Below are 16,774 nucleotides of genomic sequence, written 5' to 3'. Positions count from 1 at the left end.
GCCCTTCGTTGAGCCGCACACGCCGCACCGCCATTGCGGGCACCGCACTCCTGGCCGCCGCGCTGACCGCCTGCTCGGGCGGGAGCGATGCCGGCAGCGACGGCAAGGGCAAGGAAGAGTCGAAGCCGAAGGCGCCCATGGCGGTCACGGTGAACCTCACGGGCGATCAGGTCAAGGCGGGGCAGCCGGTGACGGTGACCGTCGCCGAGGGCAAGCTCGCCGCGGTGAAGGTGACCGACGCCAAGGGCGCGGAGCTGCCCGGGAAGATAGCCGACGACGGGAAGACCTGGACCTCGGAGCGCAACGCCCCGCCCGGTGCGGAGTACAAGGTCGAGGCGCAGAACACCGACAGCCAGAGCGCCTCCACGCAGTTCAAGACCAGCGCGGCCGACAAGGTGAACAAGGTCTCGATCAACATCCCCAAGGGCAGCACGGTGGGTGTGGCGATGCCGGTGTCGATCGTCTTCGACAACCCGGTGGCGAACAAGGCCGAGGTGGAGAAGCAGCTCAAGGTCACCACCTCGGACAACACCGAGGGGTCCTGGGGCTGGATCAAGGACTACTCCGGCAACGACCGCGTCGACTGGCGGCCCAAGGACTACTGGAAGTCCGGGACGGACGTGAAGGTCGAGATGAAGCTCAACGGAGTGGACTCCGGCAAGGGCGGCGGCCTGTTCGCGAAGGACTACAACACCGAGTTCAAGATCGGCAAGGACCGCCGGGTCCAGGTCAGCCTCGACACCAAGAAGCTGACGGTGACCGAGGGCGGCCAGACGCAGAAGACGATCCCGATCTCGGCGGGCACGCCCGGGGGCAAGAAGGCGTCCTGGTCCGGGAAGATGGTGATCATGTCGAAGGAGGGCACCATCCGGATGGACTCCCAGACGGTGGGCCTCGACGACGCCTACGACAAGATGGTCGACTACTCGATGCGGCTGACCTGGTCCGGCATGTACGCGCACGCCGCCCCGTGGAACTCCGGGAACTTCGGCCGCGCCAACAGCAGTTCCGGGTGCGTGGGGATGAGCGACGCCGACGCGAAGGACTTCTTCGCGCAGTCCCAGATCGGCGACGCCTTCGAGGTCGTCGGCGGCGGCTCGAAGGGCCAGGCCGACCTCGGCAACGGCTACGGCGAGTGGAACCTCTCCTGGGACCAGTGGAAGGCCAAGAGCGCCCTGTCCGCCGCCCCGCAGAACGGCTGACCTGCACGCCCCTCCTTCCTGACTCTCGTTCAATTGTTACCACCACGTAACTTACCGACGGGTTACCTTCGGTAAGTCGCTCCCGTTACCGTCGGGTCACTTTCAGGACTCCGGTGCACGCGAGGAGCGACCGATGGAACGCACCACCACCGCCGCAGCCGTGGCGGCACTCCTGGCGGCGACCGCCCTGGGCCTGGCCCCCCACCAGGCCCAGGCGGCTCCCGTGCCCGCCACGGCCACCGCCGCCGCCCCGCAGACCGCCTCCGCGGACCTGCGCTTCCACGACATCCCCGGCTCCGGCGGCATCACCCTCAAGGGCAACGTCTTCACCCCGTCGGGTGCGCAGAGCGGCCGGAAGTACCCGCTGATCGTGCTGCCCACCAGCTGGGGCGTGCCGCAGATCGAATACATCGCCCAGGCCAAGAAGCTCGCCGACTCCGGCTACGTCGTGGTCAGTTACACCTCCCGGGGCTTCTGGCTCTCCGGCGGCCAGATCGAGGTGGCGGGGCCTCCGGACGTCGCCGACGTCTCCGCCGTCATCGACTGGGCCCTCGCCAACACCCCCGCCGACCCCGACCGCGTCGGCCTGGGCGGCGTCTCCTACGGCGCCGGCATCAGCCTGCTGGCCTCGGCGCACGACCCGCGCGTCAAGGCCGTGGTCGCGATGAGCGGCTGGGCCGACCTCATCGAGTCCATCTACTCGGGCCGCACCCAGCACCTCCAGGCCGCCGGGCTGCTCGGCGCCGCCGGCTACCTCACCGGCCGCCCCGGACCCGAACTCCAGTCGATCCTGGGCGACTTCCTGGGTGGCCGGCTGGACCGCGAGCAGCAGATGATCGAGTGGGGCAGGAAGCGGTCGGCAGCCGAGCAGGTGGACCGGATCAACGCCAACGGCGCCGCGATCATGCTCGGCAACGCCTGGGGCGACACGATCTTCCCGCCCAACCAGTACGCGAAGTTCTACGAGCGGCTGACCGGCCCCAAGCGGCTGGAGTTCCGCCCCGGGGACCACGCCACCGCCGAGGGCACCGGCCTGCTCGGGCTGCCCAACGACACCTGGACCAACGCCCACCGCTGGTTCGACCGCTACCTCAAGGGCGAGCGCAACGGCGTCGACACCGAGGCCCCTGTGCAGGTCAAGTCCCGCAGCGACGGCGGCTACGAGGGCTACGCCGACTGGGCCTCGGTCGGCTCCGGCGGCACCGAGCGCCTCGCACTCTCCGACAGCGAGCACCTTTTCGCGAACGTCGACTCCGGGGCCAACGGCGGCATCGTCCTCCTCTCCAGCGTCTTCGACCAGTTCTTCAAGGCGCCCCCCGTCGCCTCGATCCCGCTGCTCCCCCGCTCCTTCGCCGCCGTCTGGCAGTCCGGGCGCTACGACGAGGCCCGCCGGATCCGCGGCACCGTGCGGCTGCACACCACCGTGACGCCCACCAAGGGCGACGGCACCTTCGTCGCGTACCTCTACGACGTGGGCCCGCTCGGCATCGGCAAGCTGGTCAGCAACGCCCCGTACACCTTCCACGGCAAGACCCCGGGCCGGGCCTTCGGCGTGGACCTGGAGCTCTTCTCGACCGCCTACGACGTGCCCGCGGGCCACCGGCTCGCCCTCGTCGTCGACACCGTCGACCCGCTCTACATCGAGCACAACCCCACCGGCGCGCAGCTGACCTTCTCCTCGCCCCCGGGCGACCCCAGCCACGTCTCGGTGCCGCTGCGCGAGCAGTGATCCACGGCGGCGGTGGCGGCCGGGCCCCGGCCGCTCCGCTCCGGCCCCTCAGTGCTTGAGGATCTTGGAGAGGAAGTCCTTGGCCCGGTCGCTCTCGGGAGCGGTGAAGAACTCCTCCGGGGTGCGGTCCTCGACGATCCGGCCGTCGGCCATGAACAGCACGCGGTTGGCCGCGGAGCGGGCGAAGCCCATCTCGTGGGTGACCACGACCATGGTCATGCCCTCCCGGGCGAGCTGCCGCATGACCTCCAGCACCTCGTTGATCATCTCCGGGTCCAGCGCGGAGGTGGGCTCGTCGAAGAGCAGGGCCTTGGGGTCCATGGCGAGGGCGCGGGCGATGGCCACGCGCTGCTGCTGACCGCCGGAGAGCTGGGCGGGGAACTTGTCGGCCTGGTCGGCGAGGCCCACGCGGTCCAGGAGCTCGCGGGAGCGCCGGTCCGCCTCGCCCCTCGCCCGCCCGCGGACCTTGACCTGCGCGAGCGAGACGTTGGCCAGGACGGTCTTGTGCGCGAAGAGGTTGAAGGACTGGAAGACCATCCCCACCTCGGCGCGCAGCCGGGCGAGGTCCTTGCCCTCGGCGGGCAGCGGCTCCCCGTCGATCAGGATCGTGCCCGACTCGACGGTCTCCAGCCGGTTGATCGCCCGGCACAGGGTGGACTTCCCGGAGCCGGAGGGCCCGATGACCACCACCACCTCCCCGCGGCCGACGGTGAGGCTGATGTCCCGCAGCACGTGCAGCGGTCCGAAGTGCTTGTTGACGTCCCGCAGCTCGATCAAAGGATCGACGGCCATGCGCTGCCCTGCCCACTCGGTGTCGGATGCCGGTCAGCGCAAACTATCCAGCCGCGGAAGGGCACTTCGCCGCGACACGCCGCCCGCCGCCGCGGGCGCCGCCGGCGTCAGCCCTCGGAGGCCTCCGCGTACGCCTGGCTCAGCTCGGGGGAACCGGTCATCGCCCAGGACACGCCCGACTCGATCACGTTCAGCTCCCGGCCCGAGGCCAGCCGGATCGCCGGCTGGCCGTTGGGCCACACCTGCCAGGCGGTCCCCGGGATGGTCCGGACGATCACGGTGCCGAGGTAGAAGCCCGCGTCGTTGCCGAGCCAGGGCACCACCTCGGGGTCGCGCCGCCAGCGCGGCATCAGCTGGTCGAGGGCCTCCAACGAGGCGGGGCTCCCGTCGAGTTCGAGCCCGGCCGCCCGTGCGTGGACCCGCAGCATCTCGCACTCCGAGAACAACTCGGCGACGCCCTCGGGGTCGTCCACGAGGGCGGCGGCGAGTCCCGCACCCTGTTCCGCTTCACGCCGGTTCAGCCAGTTGTCCAGGAAAGGGATGTTCATACCGCCCAGCGTCGCACCAGGATCCTCGGCTGGCCACAGGGCGCGCCTGCGAAGACCGCCGGCCTACCGGTCGAGGTCGAGGTCGACGACGACCGGCGCGTGGTCGGACGCGCCCTTGCCCTTGCGCTCCTCGCGGTCGACGTAGGCGTCGGTGACGGCCTTGGTGAAGGGCTCGTTGCCGTAGACCAGGTCGATGCGCATCCCCTTGTTCTTGGGGAAGGCGAGCATCCGGTAGTCCCAGAAGGTGTACGGGCGGTCGTACTTCAGCGCCCGCGGGAAGACGTCCGAGAGGCCGGCGGCGCGCAGCGCCTCCAGGGCCGCCCGCTCGGCCGGGGTGACGTGGGTGAGGCCCTCGAAGACGGCGGGGTCGTAGACGTCCTCGTCGGTCGGGGCCACGTTGAAGTCGCCGAGCACGGCGAAGGGGCGCGGGCCGGCCGCGTCCTCGGCGACCGCCGTGGTCAGGGAGCGGAACCACTCCAGCTTGTAGCCGTAGTGGTCGTGCTCGACCTCGCGGCCGTTGGGCACGTACACCGACCAGACCCGCACCCCGCCGCAGGTCGCGGAGATCGCCCGGGGCTCCTGGACGCCCTCGTAGTCGGGGCCGCCGGGCAGCCCCGTGACCACGTCGTCGAGGCCGACCTTGGAGAGCAGGGCCACGCCGTTCCAGCGGCCGGTGGCGTTGACGGCCGCCTCGTAGCCCAGCTCGCGCAGCTGCTCGTGCGGGAACTGCTCCGCCGAGCACTTGGTCTCCTGGATGCACACGACATCGGTGCCGGAGCTCTCCAGCCAGGCCAGCAGGCGCGGCAGCCGGGCGGTGATGGAGTTGACGTTGTAGGTGGCGATACGCATACCCGCCAACCTACCGCCCGGCACCGACAGCGACCGTTACAGCTCGGTGCTGTCGCCCGCGGTGAGCCGCCCGTGGTCGGTGCCGCCCAGCTTGTCCAGGGCGAAGTCGTAGATCGGCCGGGCGATGTCGGCGAGGTAGGCGTCGTGGATGTCCAGGGCCCGGCGCGGCGCCACCTCGCGCAGGTAGTCGATCACCTCGGAGACCTTGTTCCAGGGGGCGTGCACGGGCACCATCAGGGTCTCGACCGGGACTCCGGGGACGGTCAGCGCGTCGCCGGGGTGGAAGAGGGATCCGTCGACGAGGTAGCCGACGTTGGTCACCCGCGGCATGTCCGGGTGGATCACGGCGTGCAGTTCGCCGTGCACCTGCACGTCGAAACCGGCTGCGGTGAAGGTGTCGCCGTGACCGACGGTGTGCACCCGGCCCGGGTAGGCGGGGGCGAGCCGCTCGGCGACGCTGCGCAGGGTCCACAGCCCGGCCGCCGGGTTCGCGTCGAGGGCGGCCCGCAGCCGGCCCTCGTCGAAGTGGTCGGGGTGTTCGTGCGTGACCAGCAGGGCGTCCGCCCCCAGGCCCGCGTCCGGTTCGCTGAAGGCGCCCGGGTCGATGACGAGCGTGTGCCCGTCCTTCTCCAACTGGACGCAGGAGTGCAGCCGCTTGGTGAGCTTCATGATCCCAGGCTAGCCGCGGGGAGGGCCCGGCCGGGGCTGGGCGGGGGTGGCCGCGGGTGGTCGGGCGCGGTCAGGGCGTGGTCGTGGAGACCACGTAGACCCTGGGGTGGTCGGGGTCGGTGAGGTCCACCGTGATGTCCCGGCTGGGGCGCGGGTCGGTCTGCTCCAGGCTGGTCCCGTACCAGAGGGCGCGGGGGCTCCAGCTCCAGCCCGCGACCTCGGAGTCGTGCGGGGAGATCGTGACGTCGCCGGCGACCAGCGCCTCGCGGCTGGTGCCGACGGAGACGAGGAAGGCGTCGAGGTCCTGCGGGGTCACCGCGAACGCGGTGAAGAGCCGGCTCGTGCGCCAGTTGTTGGTCTCCAGGAACCCGACCTTCCAGGCCTTCGCCGGGATCGGCACCTCGTAGATGCTGCGCTGCACCTTGGAGGGCCAGCCGGGGCGCACCTTGGACGCGCCGACCTTCGCGGCCTTGTCGCGGCCGCTCTCGCGGCTCTGCTGGGTGGAGATCGCGAGGTAGCCCGCGGGTACGCCGATCAGCAGCACGATGATGATCGCGGTGATCCAGCGGCGCTTGACGACGTGCCGGCGGTCCTCGGGGGTGGGCGGGGGCGTGCCGCCCTCGTCGGGGGCGGAGGCCTGGTGGGGCAGGGTGGGCGGGTTCACGACTGCGGGTCGTCCTTGGAGTCCGTGGGTGCGGCGGTCTCGCGCCTGCGGCCCAGCTGGCCCAGCTGCGCGTAGCGCTCGTAGCGCTCGACCCGTCGGCGGGTGGCGCGGCGGAAGCGCCGGGCGACGAGCCGGGCGAGGTCGGCGGCGCCGACCATGCCCGCCTCGGGGCCGAGCTGGGCCTTGGCGATCCGGGCCTCGGGGCGGTAGCCACGGCCGGTGAGGTGGCGGCGGAAGGCGTCCCGGGCGGGGCCGATCAGCAGGTCGTCGGCGGCGCTGACGCCGCCGCCGATGACGAAGCAGGAGGGGTCGAGGGCGGCGGCGAGGTTGGCGATGCCGACGCCGAGCCACTGGCCGATGTCCTGGAGCAGCTCGACGCACATGGCGTCGCCCTCGCGGGCCAGCTCGGTGATCAGCGGCCCGGTGATCTCGGAGACGTTCCCGCCGACCTTGGCGATGATGTTGTGGGCGACCGGGGAGTCGGCGGCGGCCAGCTCGCGGGCCTCGCGCACCAGGGCGTTGCCGGAGCTGTACTGCTCCCAGCAGCCGCGGTTGCCGCAGGGGCAGCGGTGGCCGCCGGGGACGACCTGCATGTGGCCGAACTCTCCGGCGACCCCGTACCGGCCGCGCTTGACCTGGCCGCCTTCGAGGATGGCGCCGCCGATGCCGGTGCCGAGCGTGATCATGACGAGGTGGTCCTCGCCGCGTCCGGCGCCGAAGCGCCATTCGGCCCAGGCGGCGGTGTTGGCGTCGTTGTCGACCATGACCGGGACGGCGAGCCGGGACTGCAGGGCGTCGCGCAGGGGCTCGTCGCGCCAGGCCAGGTGGGGGGCGAAGAGCACCCGGGAGCGGTCGGCGTCGACCCAGCCGGCCGCGCCGATGCCGACGGCGTGCACGTCGTGCCGGTCGGAGAGGTCCAGCACCAGCTCGACGATGGTGTCCTCGACGACCTTGGGGCTCTTGGACTTGTCCGGCGTCTCGGTGCGGATCTTCTCCAGGATGATCCCGTCGGCGTCGACGACGCCGGCCATCACCTTGGTGCCGCCGATGTCGATGCCGACGGTCGGGACGCGTGGGGCGGTCAGGTGCGACCGCCGCTCACGGGTTCCGATGGTGCGCAGGACGGTGCCTCGCGCCGACCCCCGGTGGGTGAGCGTGAAGTCCCGGTACGTGCTCATCGAGTCGTGTCGTCCCTCGTGGGTGCGGTGGTGCGGGAGGCCTGGTCGGCCGGGCCCGCCGGGCCGGTGCGGCCGGCTCCGCGGGCCGTGGCGTCCGTGACGCCCGATCCCGATTCTGCCACTCGCTCCAGTTCGTGGCTCAGTTCGTCGAGCTCGGAGCCGCCCGCCATCTGGCGGGTGAGCTCGTCCAGGGTGATCGAGTCGCGGGTGTGACTGCCCGCCATGGTGCCGCGCTTGAGCAGCACGAAGCGGTCCCCGACCAGGTACGCGTGGTGCGGGTTGTGGGTGATCAGGACCACACCGAGGCCGGCGTCGCGGGCCGCCGCGACGTACTTGAGGACCACGCCGGACTGCTTGACCCCGAGGGCCGCGGTCGGCTCGTCCAGGATCAGGACCTTCGCCCCGAAGTGGACGGCGCGGGCAATGGCCACGCACTGCCGCTCGCCGCCGGACAGGGTGCCGATGGGCTGGTCCACGTCGCGCAGGTCGATGCCCATGCGGCTCAGCTCGTCGCGGGTGGTCCGGCGCATGAGGTCGACGTCGAGGCGGCGCAGGGGGCCGCGGCCCTTCGTCGGCTCGGAGCCGAGGAAGAAGTTGCGCCAGACGGGCATGAGCGGGACCACGGCGAGGTCCTGGTAGACGGTCGCGATGCCGTGGTCGAGGGCCGCGCGGGGGTTGGCGAGGACGGTCTCCTCGCCCTCGATCTCGAAGGTGCCGGCGTCGTGCCGGTGCAGCCCCGCGATGATCTTGATCAGGGTGGACTTGCCGGCGCCGTTGTCGCCGAGGACGCAGGTGATCTCGCCCGCGGAGACCTCCAGGGAGACGTCCTGGAGGGCCCGGATGTTGCCGTAGTACTTGGCCACGCCGGTCAGCTTCACCAGGGCGGGCGTCGCCTCTGCGCCGCCGGTGACGGCTCCTGTGGTGCTCACTTGCTCGCCTCCGCCCGCTTGCGGACCCATGCGTTGAGGAGCGTGGCCAGCAGGAGCATCGCGCCGAGGAAGAACTTGAACCAGTCGGGGTTCCACTGGGCGTACACGATGCCGTTGCTGGTCATGCCGAAGATGAAGGCGCCGACCGCCGAGCCGATGGCGGAGCCGTAGCCGCCGGTCATCAGACAGCCGCCGATGACCGCCGCGATGATGTAGAGGAACTCGTTGCCCACGCCCTCGCCCGACTGGACCACGTCGAACGAGAAGAGGATGTGCTGGCCGGAGATCCAGGCGCACAGGGCGACGCCCATGTACAGGCCGATACGGGTCTTCACGACGGGCACCCCGACCGCGCGGGCCGCGTCCGCCCCGCCGCCCACCGCGAAGATCCAGTTGCCGGCGCGGGTGCGCAGCAGGATCCAGGTGGCGACGGCGACCAGGGCCAGCCACCACAGGACGGTGATCTGCAGGGTGACCGAGCCGATCTCCCACTTCGAGGCGAAGAGGGCGCGGGCGGAGGGGAAGCCCTCCATGTCGGCGATGGACTTGGTGGAGACCGTGCCGCTGATCAGCTTGGTGAAGCCGAGGTTCAGGCCGGTCAGCATCAGGAAGGTGCCGAGCGTGATGATGAAGCTGGGCAGCTTGGTGCGGGTCAGCATGAAGCCGTTGAAGAAGCCGATGGCCAGGGTGACCAGCAGGGACACCAGGACGCCGACCCAGACGTTGGCGGTCATCTGGTAGCTGAACATCGAGCTGACCAGCGCCGAGGTCGTGACCATGACACCGGCGGAGAGGTCGAACTCGCCGCCGATCATCAGCATGGCCACGGGGACCGCCATGATCCCGATGGTGGAGGCCGAGTAGAGGATCGTGCTGAGGCTGGAGGCCTGCAGGAAGGTGGGGGCGGCGATGGAGAAGAAGACGAAGACGGCCACGGCGCCGACCACCGCGCCCAGCTCGGGGCGCCCGAGCAGCCGGCGGACGAGCGAGGTCGGCGCGAGCCGTTCGTCGACGGCGGTGGCGGCGCTCATCGGCTGCCCCGCTTGATGTACTCCTCCAGCTCGGCGGCCTCGGCGGCGGTGACGATCTGCGGGCCGGTGAGCACGGGGCGGCCGCCGCCGAGCACGTCGGCGTTGTAGCGGTAGAGCCAGAGCAGGTCGATGGCCTCGTACCCCTGCAGGTAGGGCTGCTGGTCCACGGCGAAGCCGAGGGCGCCGGACTTCAGGTCGCGGGCCACCGATTCGTTGAGGTCGAAGGTGTCGACCTCGGCACTGCTCCCGGCGGCCTCCTTGGCCTTGACCGCGGTGGGGGCGAAGGGCGCGCCGAGGGTGAGGATCGCGTCGATGGACGGGTCCGCCTGGAGCTTGGCCTGGACGGCCGCCTGCACGGAGGGCATGTTCGTGCCCTCGACGTACAGGTTCTCCATCTCCCCGGAGAAGGTCTTCTTCGCTCCGGCGCAGCGCTGCTCGTGTCCGACGTTGCCCTGCTCGTGCAGGACGCAGACGGCCTTCTTGCGGCCTCGCTTGCCCAGCTCGGTGCCGACCGCCTCGCCCGCGATCGTCTCGTCCTGGCCGATGTGGGTGAGCGCCCCGTACGCGGCGGACTGGGCGGACCCGGAGTTGACCGTGATCACCGGGATGCCGGCCTTGACGGCCTTCTGCACGACGTCCTTGAGGGCCTCGGGCTTGGCCAGGCTGACCACGATCCCGTCGACCTTCTGGTCGATGGCGTTCTGCACGAACTGCGCCTGCTGCTGGGCCTGGTCGTCGTGGGAGTAGACGAAGTTGATGTTGTCCTTGGCCGCGGCCTCCTTGGCGCCCTTCTGGACGATGTCCCAGAAGGTGTCGCCGTCGCCCGCGTGGGTCACCATCGCGAAGGTCCAGCGCGGGGTGGAGACGGCGGGCCGGCCCGCCTCGGCGGCCTTGGCCCGCTCCTCGGCGCGCTTGCCGCCCGTACTGCTGCATCCCGCGAGCGAGGCCCCCAGTACCGCCGCGAGCACGACGCCCACGACGCGCACCCCTGTCCGAACCCTAGCCACGTCGCCGCGCCCTTCCCTCGTCCATGTCGTCCGTCATCATTCGGTCATTCCGGTTTCAGCCGCCCAGTATCCGCCACAGTGGACCATGAAGGGCCATCGGGGCATGCAGCCGCAGATCGACACGGCGGGATCGCAGATCAGCACCCGAAATCCCCAAGATCGACGCGAGCGGATTGACAGGTTCCCCTGACGGGGCCAGGTTGAGTCCATGCGCATCGGGCTCATCGGGACTGGCCGGATCGGCTCGTTCCACGCGGCGGTACTCGCCCGCCACCCGGAGGCGGGCTCGCTCCTGCTCGCCGACTCCGATCCCGCGCGGGCGGCACGCCTCGCCGACCGGCTCGGGGCCACGGCCGCGCCCTCCGTGGAGCAGGTCTTCACCTGGGGCGTGGACGCGGTGGTCGTGGCCTCCTCCACCGACGGGCACGGGGAGCTGGTCGTCCGGGCGATCCGCGGCGGACTGCCGGTGTTCTGCGAGAAGCCGGTCGCCCCCGACCTGAACCGCACCCTGTCCGTCCTGCGCGAGGTGTCGGCCCTGGGCGGGCTGCTCCAGGTGGGCTTCATGCGCCGCTTCGACGCGGGCTACCTCAAGGCCCGGGAGATGGTCCGCTCCGGCGCCCTGGGCCGGCTGCACACCGTGCGGACGACGACGGCCGATCCGGCACCGCCGGCCGCCGACTACCTGGCGACCTCGGGCGGGCTGTACCGGGACTGCATGGTGCACGACTTCGACATGGTGCGGTGGGTGACCGGGCGCGAGGTGGTGGAGGTGTACGCGGCCGGGTCGGACGCCGGTCCGCCGCAGTTCCGGCAGACGGGTGACGTGGACACGGCCGCGGCGGTCCTCACGCTGGACGACGGGACGCTGGTCACGGCCACCGGGACCCGGTGCAACGGCGCCGGCTACGACGTGCGGATGGAGCTGGCCGGGGAGCGGGACCAGGTCTCCGCCGGGCTGGACGACCGGACGCCGATCGCCTCGACCGAGCCGAACGGCCCCCCGGCGGCGAGCAAGCCGTGGACGGGCTTCCTGGAGCGGTTCGGCCCCGCGTACGAGGCCGAGCTGGACGCCTTCGTACGGCTGGTGCGCGGCGAGTGCGAGAACCCCTGCGACGGGCGGGAGGCCCTGGCCGCGCTGCGGGTCGCCGAGGCCTGCGAGCTGTCGCGGCGGGAGCGGCGCCGGGTCCGGCTGGAGGAGCTCCCGGACCTGCCGGATCGGTGAGCAGGGCATCCGGCCACCCTACGGCGGTGATCCCCGGCTGGCTGCGGCGCTTTCCGGACACGCTCAGGCGGCCGTGGTGACCGCCCGCCGCCCCCAGGCCGTACCGACGAGGACGAGGAGCACCCCGGCGTATCCGAGGGGCCCCAGGTGCTCGCCGCCGAGGGCGATGCCCGCGACGGCCGCCCACAGGGGCTCGGTGCCGAGCAGCAGGCTGACCCGGGAGGGCGAGGTACGCCGTACGGCCCACATCTGCACGAAGAAGGCGAAGAGGGTGCAGAAGACGGAGAGGAACGCCAGGCCGGCCCACTGCTCGGGTCCGAAGTCCGCGGCGGCGGCCCAGGGCGTCGCACCGGTCCCGGGCAGGGCGGCCAGCAGGGCGAAGACGAGCACGGCGCCGCCGAGCTGCACGGTGGTCAGCGACAGCGGGTCCGCGCCGCGGACGCCCTCGGAGCGGGCCATCAGCAGCACGTGCAGGGTCCGGGCGAGGGCGGCCCCGAGGATGAGCAGGTCGCCGAGGCCGGGTGCGGTGAAGCCGGCGCCCTGGGTGAGCAGCACGACGCCGAGGACGGAGGCTGCGGCGGCCCCGAGGAAGGAGGGCGAAGGTGCCTTCCGCTTCACGGCGGCGTCGGCCAGCGGGGTGAAGATCATGGTCAGGCTGATGATCAGCCCGGCGTTGGTGGCGGAGGTGTGGACGACCCCGTAGGTCTCCAGCAGGAAGATCCCGCCGAGTACGAGCCCCAGCAGCCCGGCGCCGCGCAGCTGAGCGGGGGTGAGCGCGCGCAGCCGGGCCCAGCCGGCGACGACCAGCACGGGCAGTACGAGCGCGAACCGCAGCACGAGCACGGCGATCACGGTGTGCGCGGTGGTGATCCCCTTGGCGGCGAGATAGCTGCCGCCCCACACGACGGCGACGGCCAGCACGGGCAGATCGGCGAGCCAGGCGCGGCGGGGTGCGGTGTGCAGGGCGGGCGAGGCGACGGCCACGGGGGTCTCCAACATCACTCGGGAGGTGGAGACATCGGCGGCTCGCACGGTTGCGGGGCACACCGTACCGGAGCCGATCATGCGGGGCGACCCGTTTCCGGGCCTCTCTCCCCCGGCCCGTAGCATCGGGCGCATGGCTGATCTTTACGCCGTGGATCTGGCGTTCGACCTGCTCGACACCACGCCCGACGCCGTGCTCGCGGAGGTGCGCCGCCACCTGACGGGGGACGGCCTGCTGTCCCCCCGGGGCCCGGCCTGGCGGATCGGCGGCATGCTCGTCGGCGAGTTCGGCCCGGCGGAACGCGGCGGCTGGGCCCTGACGGCCCGCCAGGAGATCCAGGAGGACCGGCTCCCGGCCCTGGAGGACCTCCTCCTGCTCCTGACCCCGCACATCCGCCCGCCGGGCCCGGTCGGCCGCATCCGCCACCACGCCCACGAGTCCCCGGACCTCCTGGTCCTGCGCGAGGGCCGCGTGGTCCAACTGGCCCTGGACCGGCGCTAGCGCCACGCCGGCCGGGTGGGGCGGGTCAGGAGCCGACAATGCCGAACGAGGCCCGGCCTGTCGGCCGGTAGGTGTGGACGGCCGTCCCGACGGACGTCGCGCGGAAGGCCGTCAGCTCGTAGGCGGTCGGCAGTCCGCCGGTGGGGAACAGCCGGCGCCCGGCGCCCAGGACCACGGGGAACACCAGCAGGTTGATCTCGTCGACGAGGTCCCGGGCGAGCAGCCACTGCGCGAGCTGCCCGCTGCCGTGCACCTGGAGCTCGCCGTCCAGCGCGTCCTTGACCCGGACGATCTCGCTCTGCAGGTGCTCGCCGTCGAGCACGGTGGCCGGCCCCCAGGCCGGCTCCTCCAGGGTGGTCGAGGCCACGTACTTGGGCAGCCGGTTCAGCCCGCCCGCCACGGGGTCCGCGGGGTCGTCGTGCTCCGGCCAGTAGCCGGCGAAGATCTCGTACGTCTTGCGCCCGAGCAGGAACGCCCCGGCCCGGCCGAACACCTCGGTGATGAACTCCCCCATCCCCTCATCCACGTACGGCGCGGCCCACCCGCCGTACTCGAACCCGTCGCTGCGGTCCTCGTCGGGCCCGCCGGGCGCCTGCATCACGCCGTCCAGCGTCACGAAGGTGGTCAGTGTCAGCTCGGCCATGTCCCTGCGCTCCTCGCTCGATGGTCCTCGGGGTTCAGACTCGCGCCCCCGCCGGAACTCATCGCGCCGCCACGCACGACCCCCGGGAACGCGGGGTCGGATTCCTGCCAGCGGTGGGGGGCCGGACGCTCTTTGATTGAACCCGCAACCAACTGATGCGGGAGGAACGCGATGGACAGGAACGCGGTGGCGCTGGTGACCGGGGGGAGCCGGGGGATCGGAGCGGCGGTCGCGGTGCGGCTCGCCGAGGACGGGGCGGACGTCGCGATCACCTACGCCAGCGACGCCGAGGCCGCCGGGCGCGTGGTCGAGGCGGTGGAGGCGCTGGGCCGGCGGGCCGTGGCCCTGCGGGCCGACGCGGGGGACGCGGCGCAGGTCGCCAACGCCGTCGGGGAGACCGTACGGCGCTTCGGGCGGCTCGACGTGCTCGTCAACAACGCGGGCGTGGGAGCGGTCGGGCCCCTGGACGCGGTGGAGCCGGCCGACGTGGACCGGGTGCTCGGCGTCAACGTGCGGGGCGCGTTCCTCGCGGCGCAGGCCGCGGCCGGGCGCATGCGGGAGGGCGGGCGGATCATCACGATCGGCAGCTGCATGGCGCAGCGGGTGCCCGCGCCGGGCGGGGTGCTGTACGCGATGAGCAAGGCGGCGACGATCGGGCTGACGAAGGCTCTCGCGCGGGAGCTCGGCGGGCGGGGGATCACCGCGAACGTGGTGCATCCCGGGCCCGTCGACACCGACATGAACCCGGCCGACGGGCCGTACGCGGGCCCGCAGGCGGCGATGACGGCGCTGGGCCGGTTCGGGAGGGCGCAGGAGGTCGCGGACGTGGTGGCCTTCCTCGCCGGACCGGGGGCCGGCTACGTCACGGGCGCGGAATTCGCGGTGGACGGCGGCCACGCCGCGTAGCCCTCGCCGGGCGTGCGGACGAACGAACCGCGGACGCCACCGGCCGGGGCGACCACAGCCCCAAAGGCCCTGACGCCCGGGCGGACGGGGCGCTGGGCGCGCCGGGCCCCGGCCGGCCATGGCCGGGGGTCCGGGGTCGCGCCCGGCGCCCTCCCCCGGCCGCTGCCCATCGACCCGCGGCGGCAGGCGGCGCGGTGGCTCGCATAGGCTCGGCCCGATCGGCAGGTGCGAACGGGTAGGGGGAATCGTGGACTTCACCGATCGGCAGGGCCGGTGCGTGGTGCTCGACGAGATCACGGACGAGAACTGGCGCGCCGTCGCCGACGTTGCACCGGCGGACGACCAGCGCCGGTTCGTCGCCGCGCTCGGCGCCCGGTACCTGTTGCTCTCCCTGCGCGCAGGGGTGTGGAACTCGCTCGCCGTGCGCGCCGACGACACCGTCGTGGGGCACGTGATGTGGGCGTACGACGACGAGGGCGGCGCCCACTGGATCGGCGGCATGATCGTCGACGCCGCCGAGCAGGGCCGGGGCGTGGGGCGGGCCGCGGTGCGCGCGCTCATCGGGCGGCTCGCCGCGCTACCGGGCTGCCGGGAGATCCGGCTCTCCTACCACCCGGACAACGCGCCCGCCGGGCGCCTGTACGCCGGGCTCGGCTTCGTGCCCACCGGCGAGTTCGAGGACGACGAGGTCGTGGCCGCGCTCGCGCTCTGACCGGGCACGCCGCAGGGGCGCACCGGTGAGCGGTGCGCCCCTGCGGGCCCCGGGGGTGTCGGCCCCCGGGGCGGTCAGCGGTACGGCGTCAGCCGCCGAGCTCCTGGTGACGGGCGGTCAGCGCCGCCGCGCCGGCCTCCGTCAGGGAGCCGAACAGGCGCAGGCGCGAGAAGCCGCCGTCCGGGAAGATGTCGATCCGTACGTGGGTGCCCACCGCCGGGGTGTCCAGTACGAAGCGGTGGTTGGTGTCGGGCTGCAGGCGGGTGCGCGGCAGGAACTCCGCCCACTCGCCCTCCTCGCCCGTCTTGACCGACAGCGAGGCCCAGCCGGCCGAGTTGCCCTTGAGGTAGGCGGTGTCGATCTCGACGGCGCGGATCTCGGACTCGGTGACGAGCTGGTAGCGGATCCAGTCGTTGCCGTTGTCGCGGCGGCGGGCGGTCTCCCAGCCGTCGTCCATCTTGCGGGAGCGGCCCGGGTTGATGGTGTTGGTCGGCGGGGAGTAGAAGCGGTTGGAGGCGTCCTGGACGGAGCCGCCGTTCTCCAGCGCCACCACGTCGAAGGAGCCGAGCGCGGCGAGCCACTTCGGGTCGGGCAGGACCTCGCCGTGGACGCGCAGGCGGGCGATGCCGCCGTCGGGGTGCTGGTTGACGCGCAGGTGCGTGAAGCGCTGCTCGGCGTCGACCTCGAAGCCGTTGGCGGCATGGCCGCCGACCGCCGTGCGGGGCACGATGGTCGTCCACTTCACGTCGTCGCCCTGGAGCTCCTCCGGGGTCGGCGCGAGGGCGCCCTCCCAGTTGGTCGCCTCGATGGAGACGGCCTGCGGCATGTTGCCGCGGAAGTGGGCGGTGTCGACGACGATGCCGCGGATCACGCCGGGGGCGCCCAGACGCACCAGCGCCCAGTCGTGGTCCTCGGGGGTCGGCCAGGGCTGGGTGGCGGAGACGCCGCGGCGGCGGCGGGTCTCCCAGCCGTCCATGACCTTGCCCTTGTGGCCGAAGTCCTCGGGGTCGAAGTGCGCGGCCTCGGAGATGAGGAGGTTCTCGCGCTGGGCGAAGAACTCGTCGTTGGCGGCGATGACACCGGCGCCCAGCTCACGGGCGGCGAGGTTCGCGTACTGGGTGAAGGGGAAGTCCGCGGTGCGGTAGTCCGCGTACGGGTCGCCGCCCCCGTACGGGTTCGCGTTGCCGGTGAAGGATTCAATCGCCAC

The 16,774-nt window shown here is 72.3% G+C and carries 18 protein-coding genes; 6 read left to right on the top strand and 12 right to left on the bottom strand.

What is annotated here, in order from left to right; all coding sequences use genetic code 11:
- The first annotated feature begins 8 nt into the window (after nucleotides 1-8).
- Both AB0O53_RS12375 and AB0O53_RS12370 read left to right on the top strand, forming a co-directional pair.
- Entirely contained in the window at nucleotides 9-1,202 is a 1,194-nt protein-coding gene (locus AB0O53_RS12375; protein ID WP_350992332.1) for a L,D-transpeptidase, read from the top strand.
- Between the two features lie 133 nt (nucleotides 1,203-1,335).
- Nucleotides 1,336-2,931, top strand: coding sequence for a CocE/NonD family hydrolase (locus AB0O53_RS12370; RefSeq protein WP_365194994.1), 1,596 nt, complete (start codon nucleotides 1,336-1,338; stop codon nucleotides 2,929-2,931).
- A gap of 48 nt (nucleotides 2,932-2,979) precedes the next feature.
- Here the strand turns inward: AB0O53_RS12370 and AB0O53_RS12365 are convergent, their stop codons facing one another.
- The 9 genes from AB0O53_RS12365 to AB0O53_RS12325 form a co-directional block, all read right to left on the bottom strand.
- Nucleotides 2,980-3,723 carry an amino acid ABC transporter ATP-binding protein gene (locus AB0O53_RS12365; protein WP_350992336.1) on the bottom strand — a complete coding sequence of 248 codons (744 nt, stop codon included), beginning with the start codon at nucleotides 3,721-3,723 and terminating at the stop codon, nucleotides 2,980-2,982.
- 107 nt (nucleotides 3,724-3,830) lie between these two features.
- Complete coding sequence (locus AB0O53_RS12360; protein WP_350992338.1) at nucleotides 3,831-4,271, bottom strand: DUF6278 family protein; 441 nt, start codon at nucleotides 4,269-4,271, stop codon at nucleotides 3,831-3,833.
- A 63-nt stretch (nucleotides 4,272-4,334) separates the two neighbouring features.
- The gene (locus AB0O53_RS12355; RefSeq protein ID WP_350992340.1) at nucleotides 4,335-5,120 is read right to left on the bottom strand and encodes an exodeoxyribonuclease III; all 786 of its coding nucleotides are present in this window, start codon (nucleotides 5,118-5,120) and stop codon (nucleotides 4,335-4,337) included.
- 36 nt (nucleotides 5,121-5,156) lie between these two features.
- Nucleotides 5,157-5,789 (bottom strand): MBL fold metallo-hydrolase, encoded by a 633-nt coding sequence (locus tag AB0O53_RS12350; RefSeq protein ID WP_350992342.1) that lies wholly within the window; start codon nucleotides 5,787-5,789, stop codon nucleotides 5,157-5,159.
- Nucleotides 5,790-5,859: 70 nt separating this feature from the next.
- Nucleotides 5,860-6,453: a hypothetical protein gene (locus tag AB0O53_RS12345; RefSeq protein WP_365194989.1), complete on the bottom strand. Its 594-nt coding sequence runs from the start codon at nucleotides 6,451-6,453 to the stop codon at nucleotides 5,860-5,862.
- Complete coding sequence (locus AB0O53_RS12340) at nucleotides 6,450-7,631, bottom strand: ROK family glucokinase (protein WP_350992346.1); 1,182 nt, start codon at nucleotides 7,629-7,631, stop codon at nucleotides 6,450-6,452. The genes AB0O53_RS12345 and AB0O53_RS12340 overlap by 4 nt, the downstream gene beginning before the upstream one ends.
- Complete coding sequence (locus AB0O53_RS12335; RefSeq protein WP_350992348.1) at nucleotides 7,628-8,590, bottom strand: ATP-binding cassette domain-containing protein; 963 nt, start codon at nucleotides 8,588-8,590, stop codon at nucleotides 7,628-7,630. Before AB0O53_RS12335 ends, AB0O53_RS12340 begins: the two co-directional genes overlap by 4 nt.
- Complete coding sequence (locus tag AB0O53_RS12330) at nucleotides 8,557-9,591, bottom strand: ABC transporter permease (RefSeq protein WP_350992350.1); 1,035 nt, start codon at nucleotides 9,589-9,591, stop codon at nucleotides 8,557-8,559. The genes AB0O53_RS12335 and AB0O53_RS12330 overlap by 34 nt, the downstream gene beginning before the upstream one ends.
- The gene (locus AB0O53_RS12325; protein ID WP_350992351.1) at nucleotides 9,588-10,598 is read right to left on the bottom strand and encodes a sugar ABC transporter substrate-binding protein; all 1,011 of its coding nucleotides are present in this window, start codon (nucleotides 10,596-10,598) and stop codon (nucleotides 9,588-9,590) included. The genes AB0O53_RS12330 and AB0O53_RS12325 overlap by 4 nt, the downstream gene beginning before the upstream one ends.
- Before the next feature lie 208 nt (nucleotides 10,599-10,806).
- Between AB0O53_RS12325 and AB0O53_RS12320 the strand changes: the two genes are divergently transcribed.
- Nucleotides 10,807-11,820, top strand: coding sequence for a Gfo/Idh/MocA family protein (locus AB0O53_RS12320; RefSeq protein ID WP_365194983.1), 1,014 nt, complete (start codon nucleotides 10,807-10,809; stop codon nucleotides 11,818-11,820).
- Between the two features lie 63 nt (nucleotides 11,821-11,883).
- Here AB0O53_RS12320 and AB0O53_RS12315 read toward each other — a convergent pair whose 3' ends face one another.
- Nucleotides 11,884-12,819, bottom strand: a complete 936-nt coding sequence (locus AB0O53_RS12315) for a DMT family transporter (RefSeq protein ID WP_365194980.1) — start codon at nucleotides 12,817-12,819, stop codon at nucleotides 11,884-11,886.
- A gap of 118 nt (nucleotides 12,820-12,937) precedes the next feature.
- Here AB0O53_RS12315 and AB0O53_RS12310 point away from each other — a divergent pair, with 118 nt between their 5' ends.
- The gene (locus tag AB0O53_RS12310) at nucleotides 12,938-13,306 is read left to right on the top strand and encodes a hypothetical protein (protein WP_350992356.1); all 369 of its coding nucleotides are present in this window, start codon (nucleotides 12,938-12,940) and stop codon (nucleotides 13,304-13,306) included.
- Between the two features lie 25 nt (nucleotides 13,307-13,331).
- Here AB0O53_RS12310 and AB0O53_RS12305 read toward each other — a convergent pair whose 3' ends face one another.
- Nucleotides 13,332-13,949 (bottom strand): dihydrofolate reductase family protein, encoded by a 618-nt coding sequence (locus tag AB0O53_RS12305; RefSeq protein WP_365194977.1) that lies wholly within the window; start codon nucleotides 13,947-13,949, stop codon nucleotides 13,332-13,334.
- Nucleotides 13,950-14,120: 171 nt separating this feature from the next.
- Here AB0O53_RS12305 and AB0O53_RS12300 point away from each other — a divergent pair, with 171 nt between their 5' ends.
- Both AB0O53_RS12300 and AB0O53_RS12295 read left to right on the top strand, forming a co-directional pair.
- Nucleotides 14,121-14,855 (top strand): SDR family oxidoreductase, encoded by a 735-nt coding sequence (locus AB0O53_RS12300; protein ID WP_350992360.1) that lies wholly within the window; start codon nucleotides 14,121-14,123, stop codon nucleotides 14,853-14,855.
- 244 nt (nucleotides 14,856-15,099) lie between these two features.
- Nucleotides 15,100-15,567: a GNAT family N-acetyltransferase gene (locus AB0O53_RS12295; protein ID WP_365195228.1), complete on the top strand. Its 468-nt coding sequence runs from the start codon at nucleotides 15,100-15,102 to the stop codon at nucleotides 15,565-15,567.
- Between the two features lie 88 nt (nucleotides 15,568-15,655).
- Here the strand turns inward: AB0O53_RS12295 and alc are convergent, their stop codons facing one another.
- Nucleotides 15,656-16,774, bottom strand: a complete 1,119-nt coding sequence (gene alc, locus AB0O53_RS12290; RefSeq protein ID WP_365194974.1) for an allantoicase — start codon at nucleotides 16,772-16,774, stop codon at nucleotides 15,656-15,658.

The organism is Streptomyces erythrochromogenes, from assembly GCF_040684695.1.
In the GTDB taxonomy this organism is placed as follows: Bacteria; Actinomycetota; Actinomycetes; order Streptomycetales; family Streptomycetaceae; genus Streptomyces; species Streptomyces erythrochromogenes_C.
This window is presented reverse-complemented; position numbering and strand designations above follow the sequence as displayed.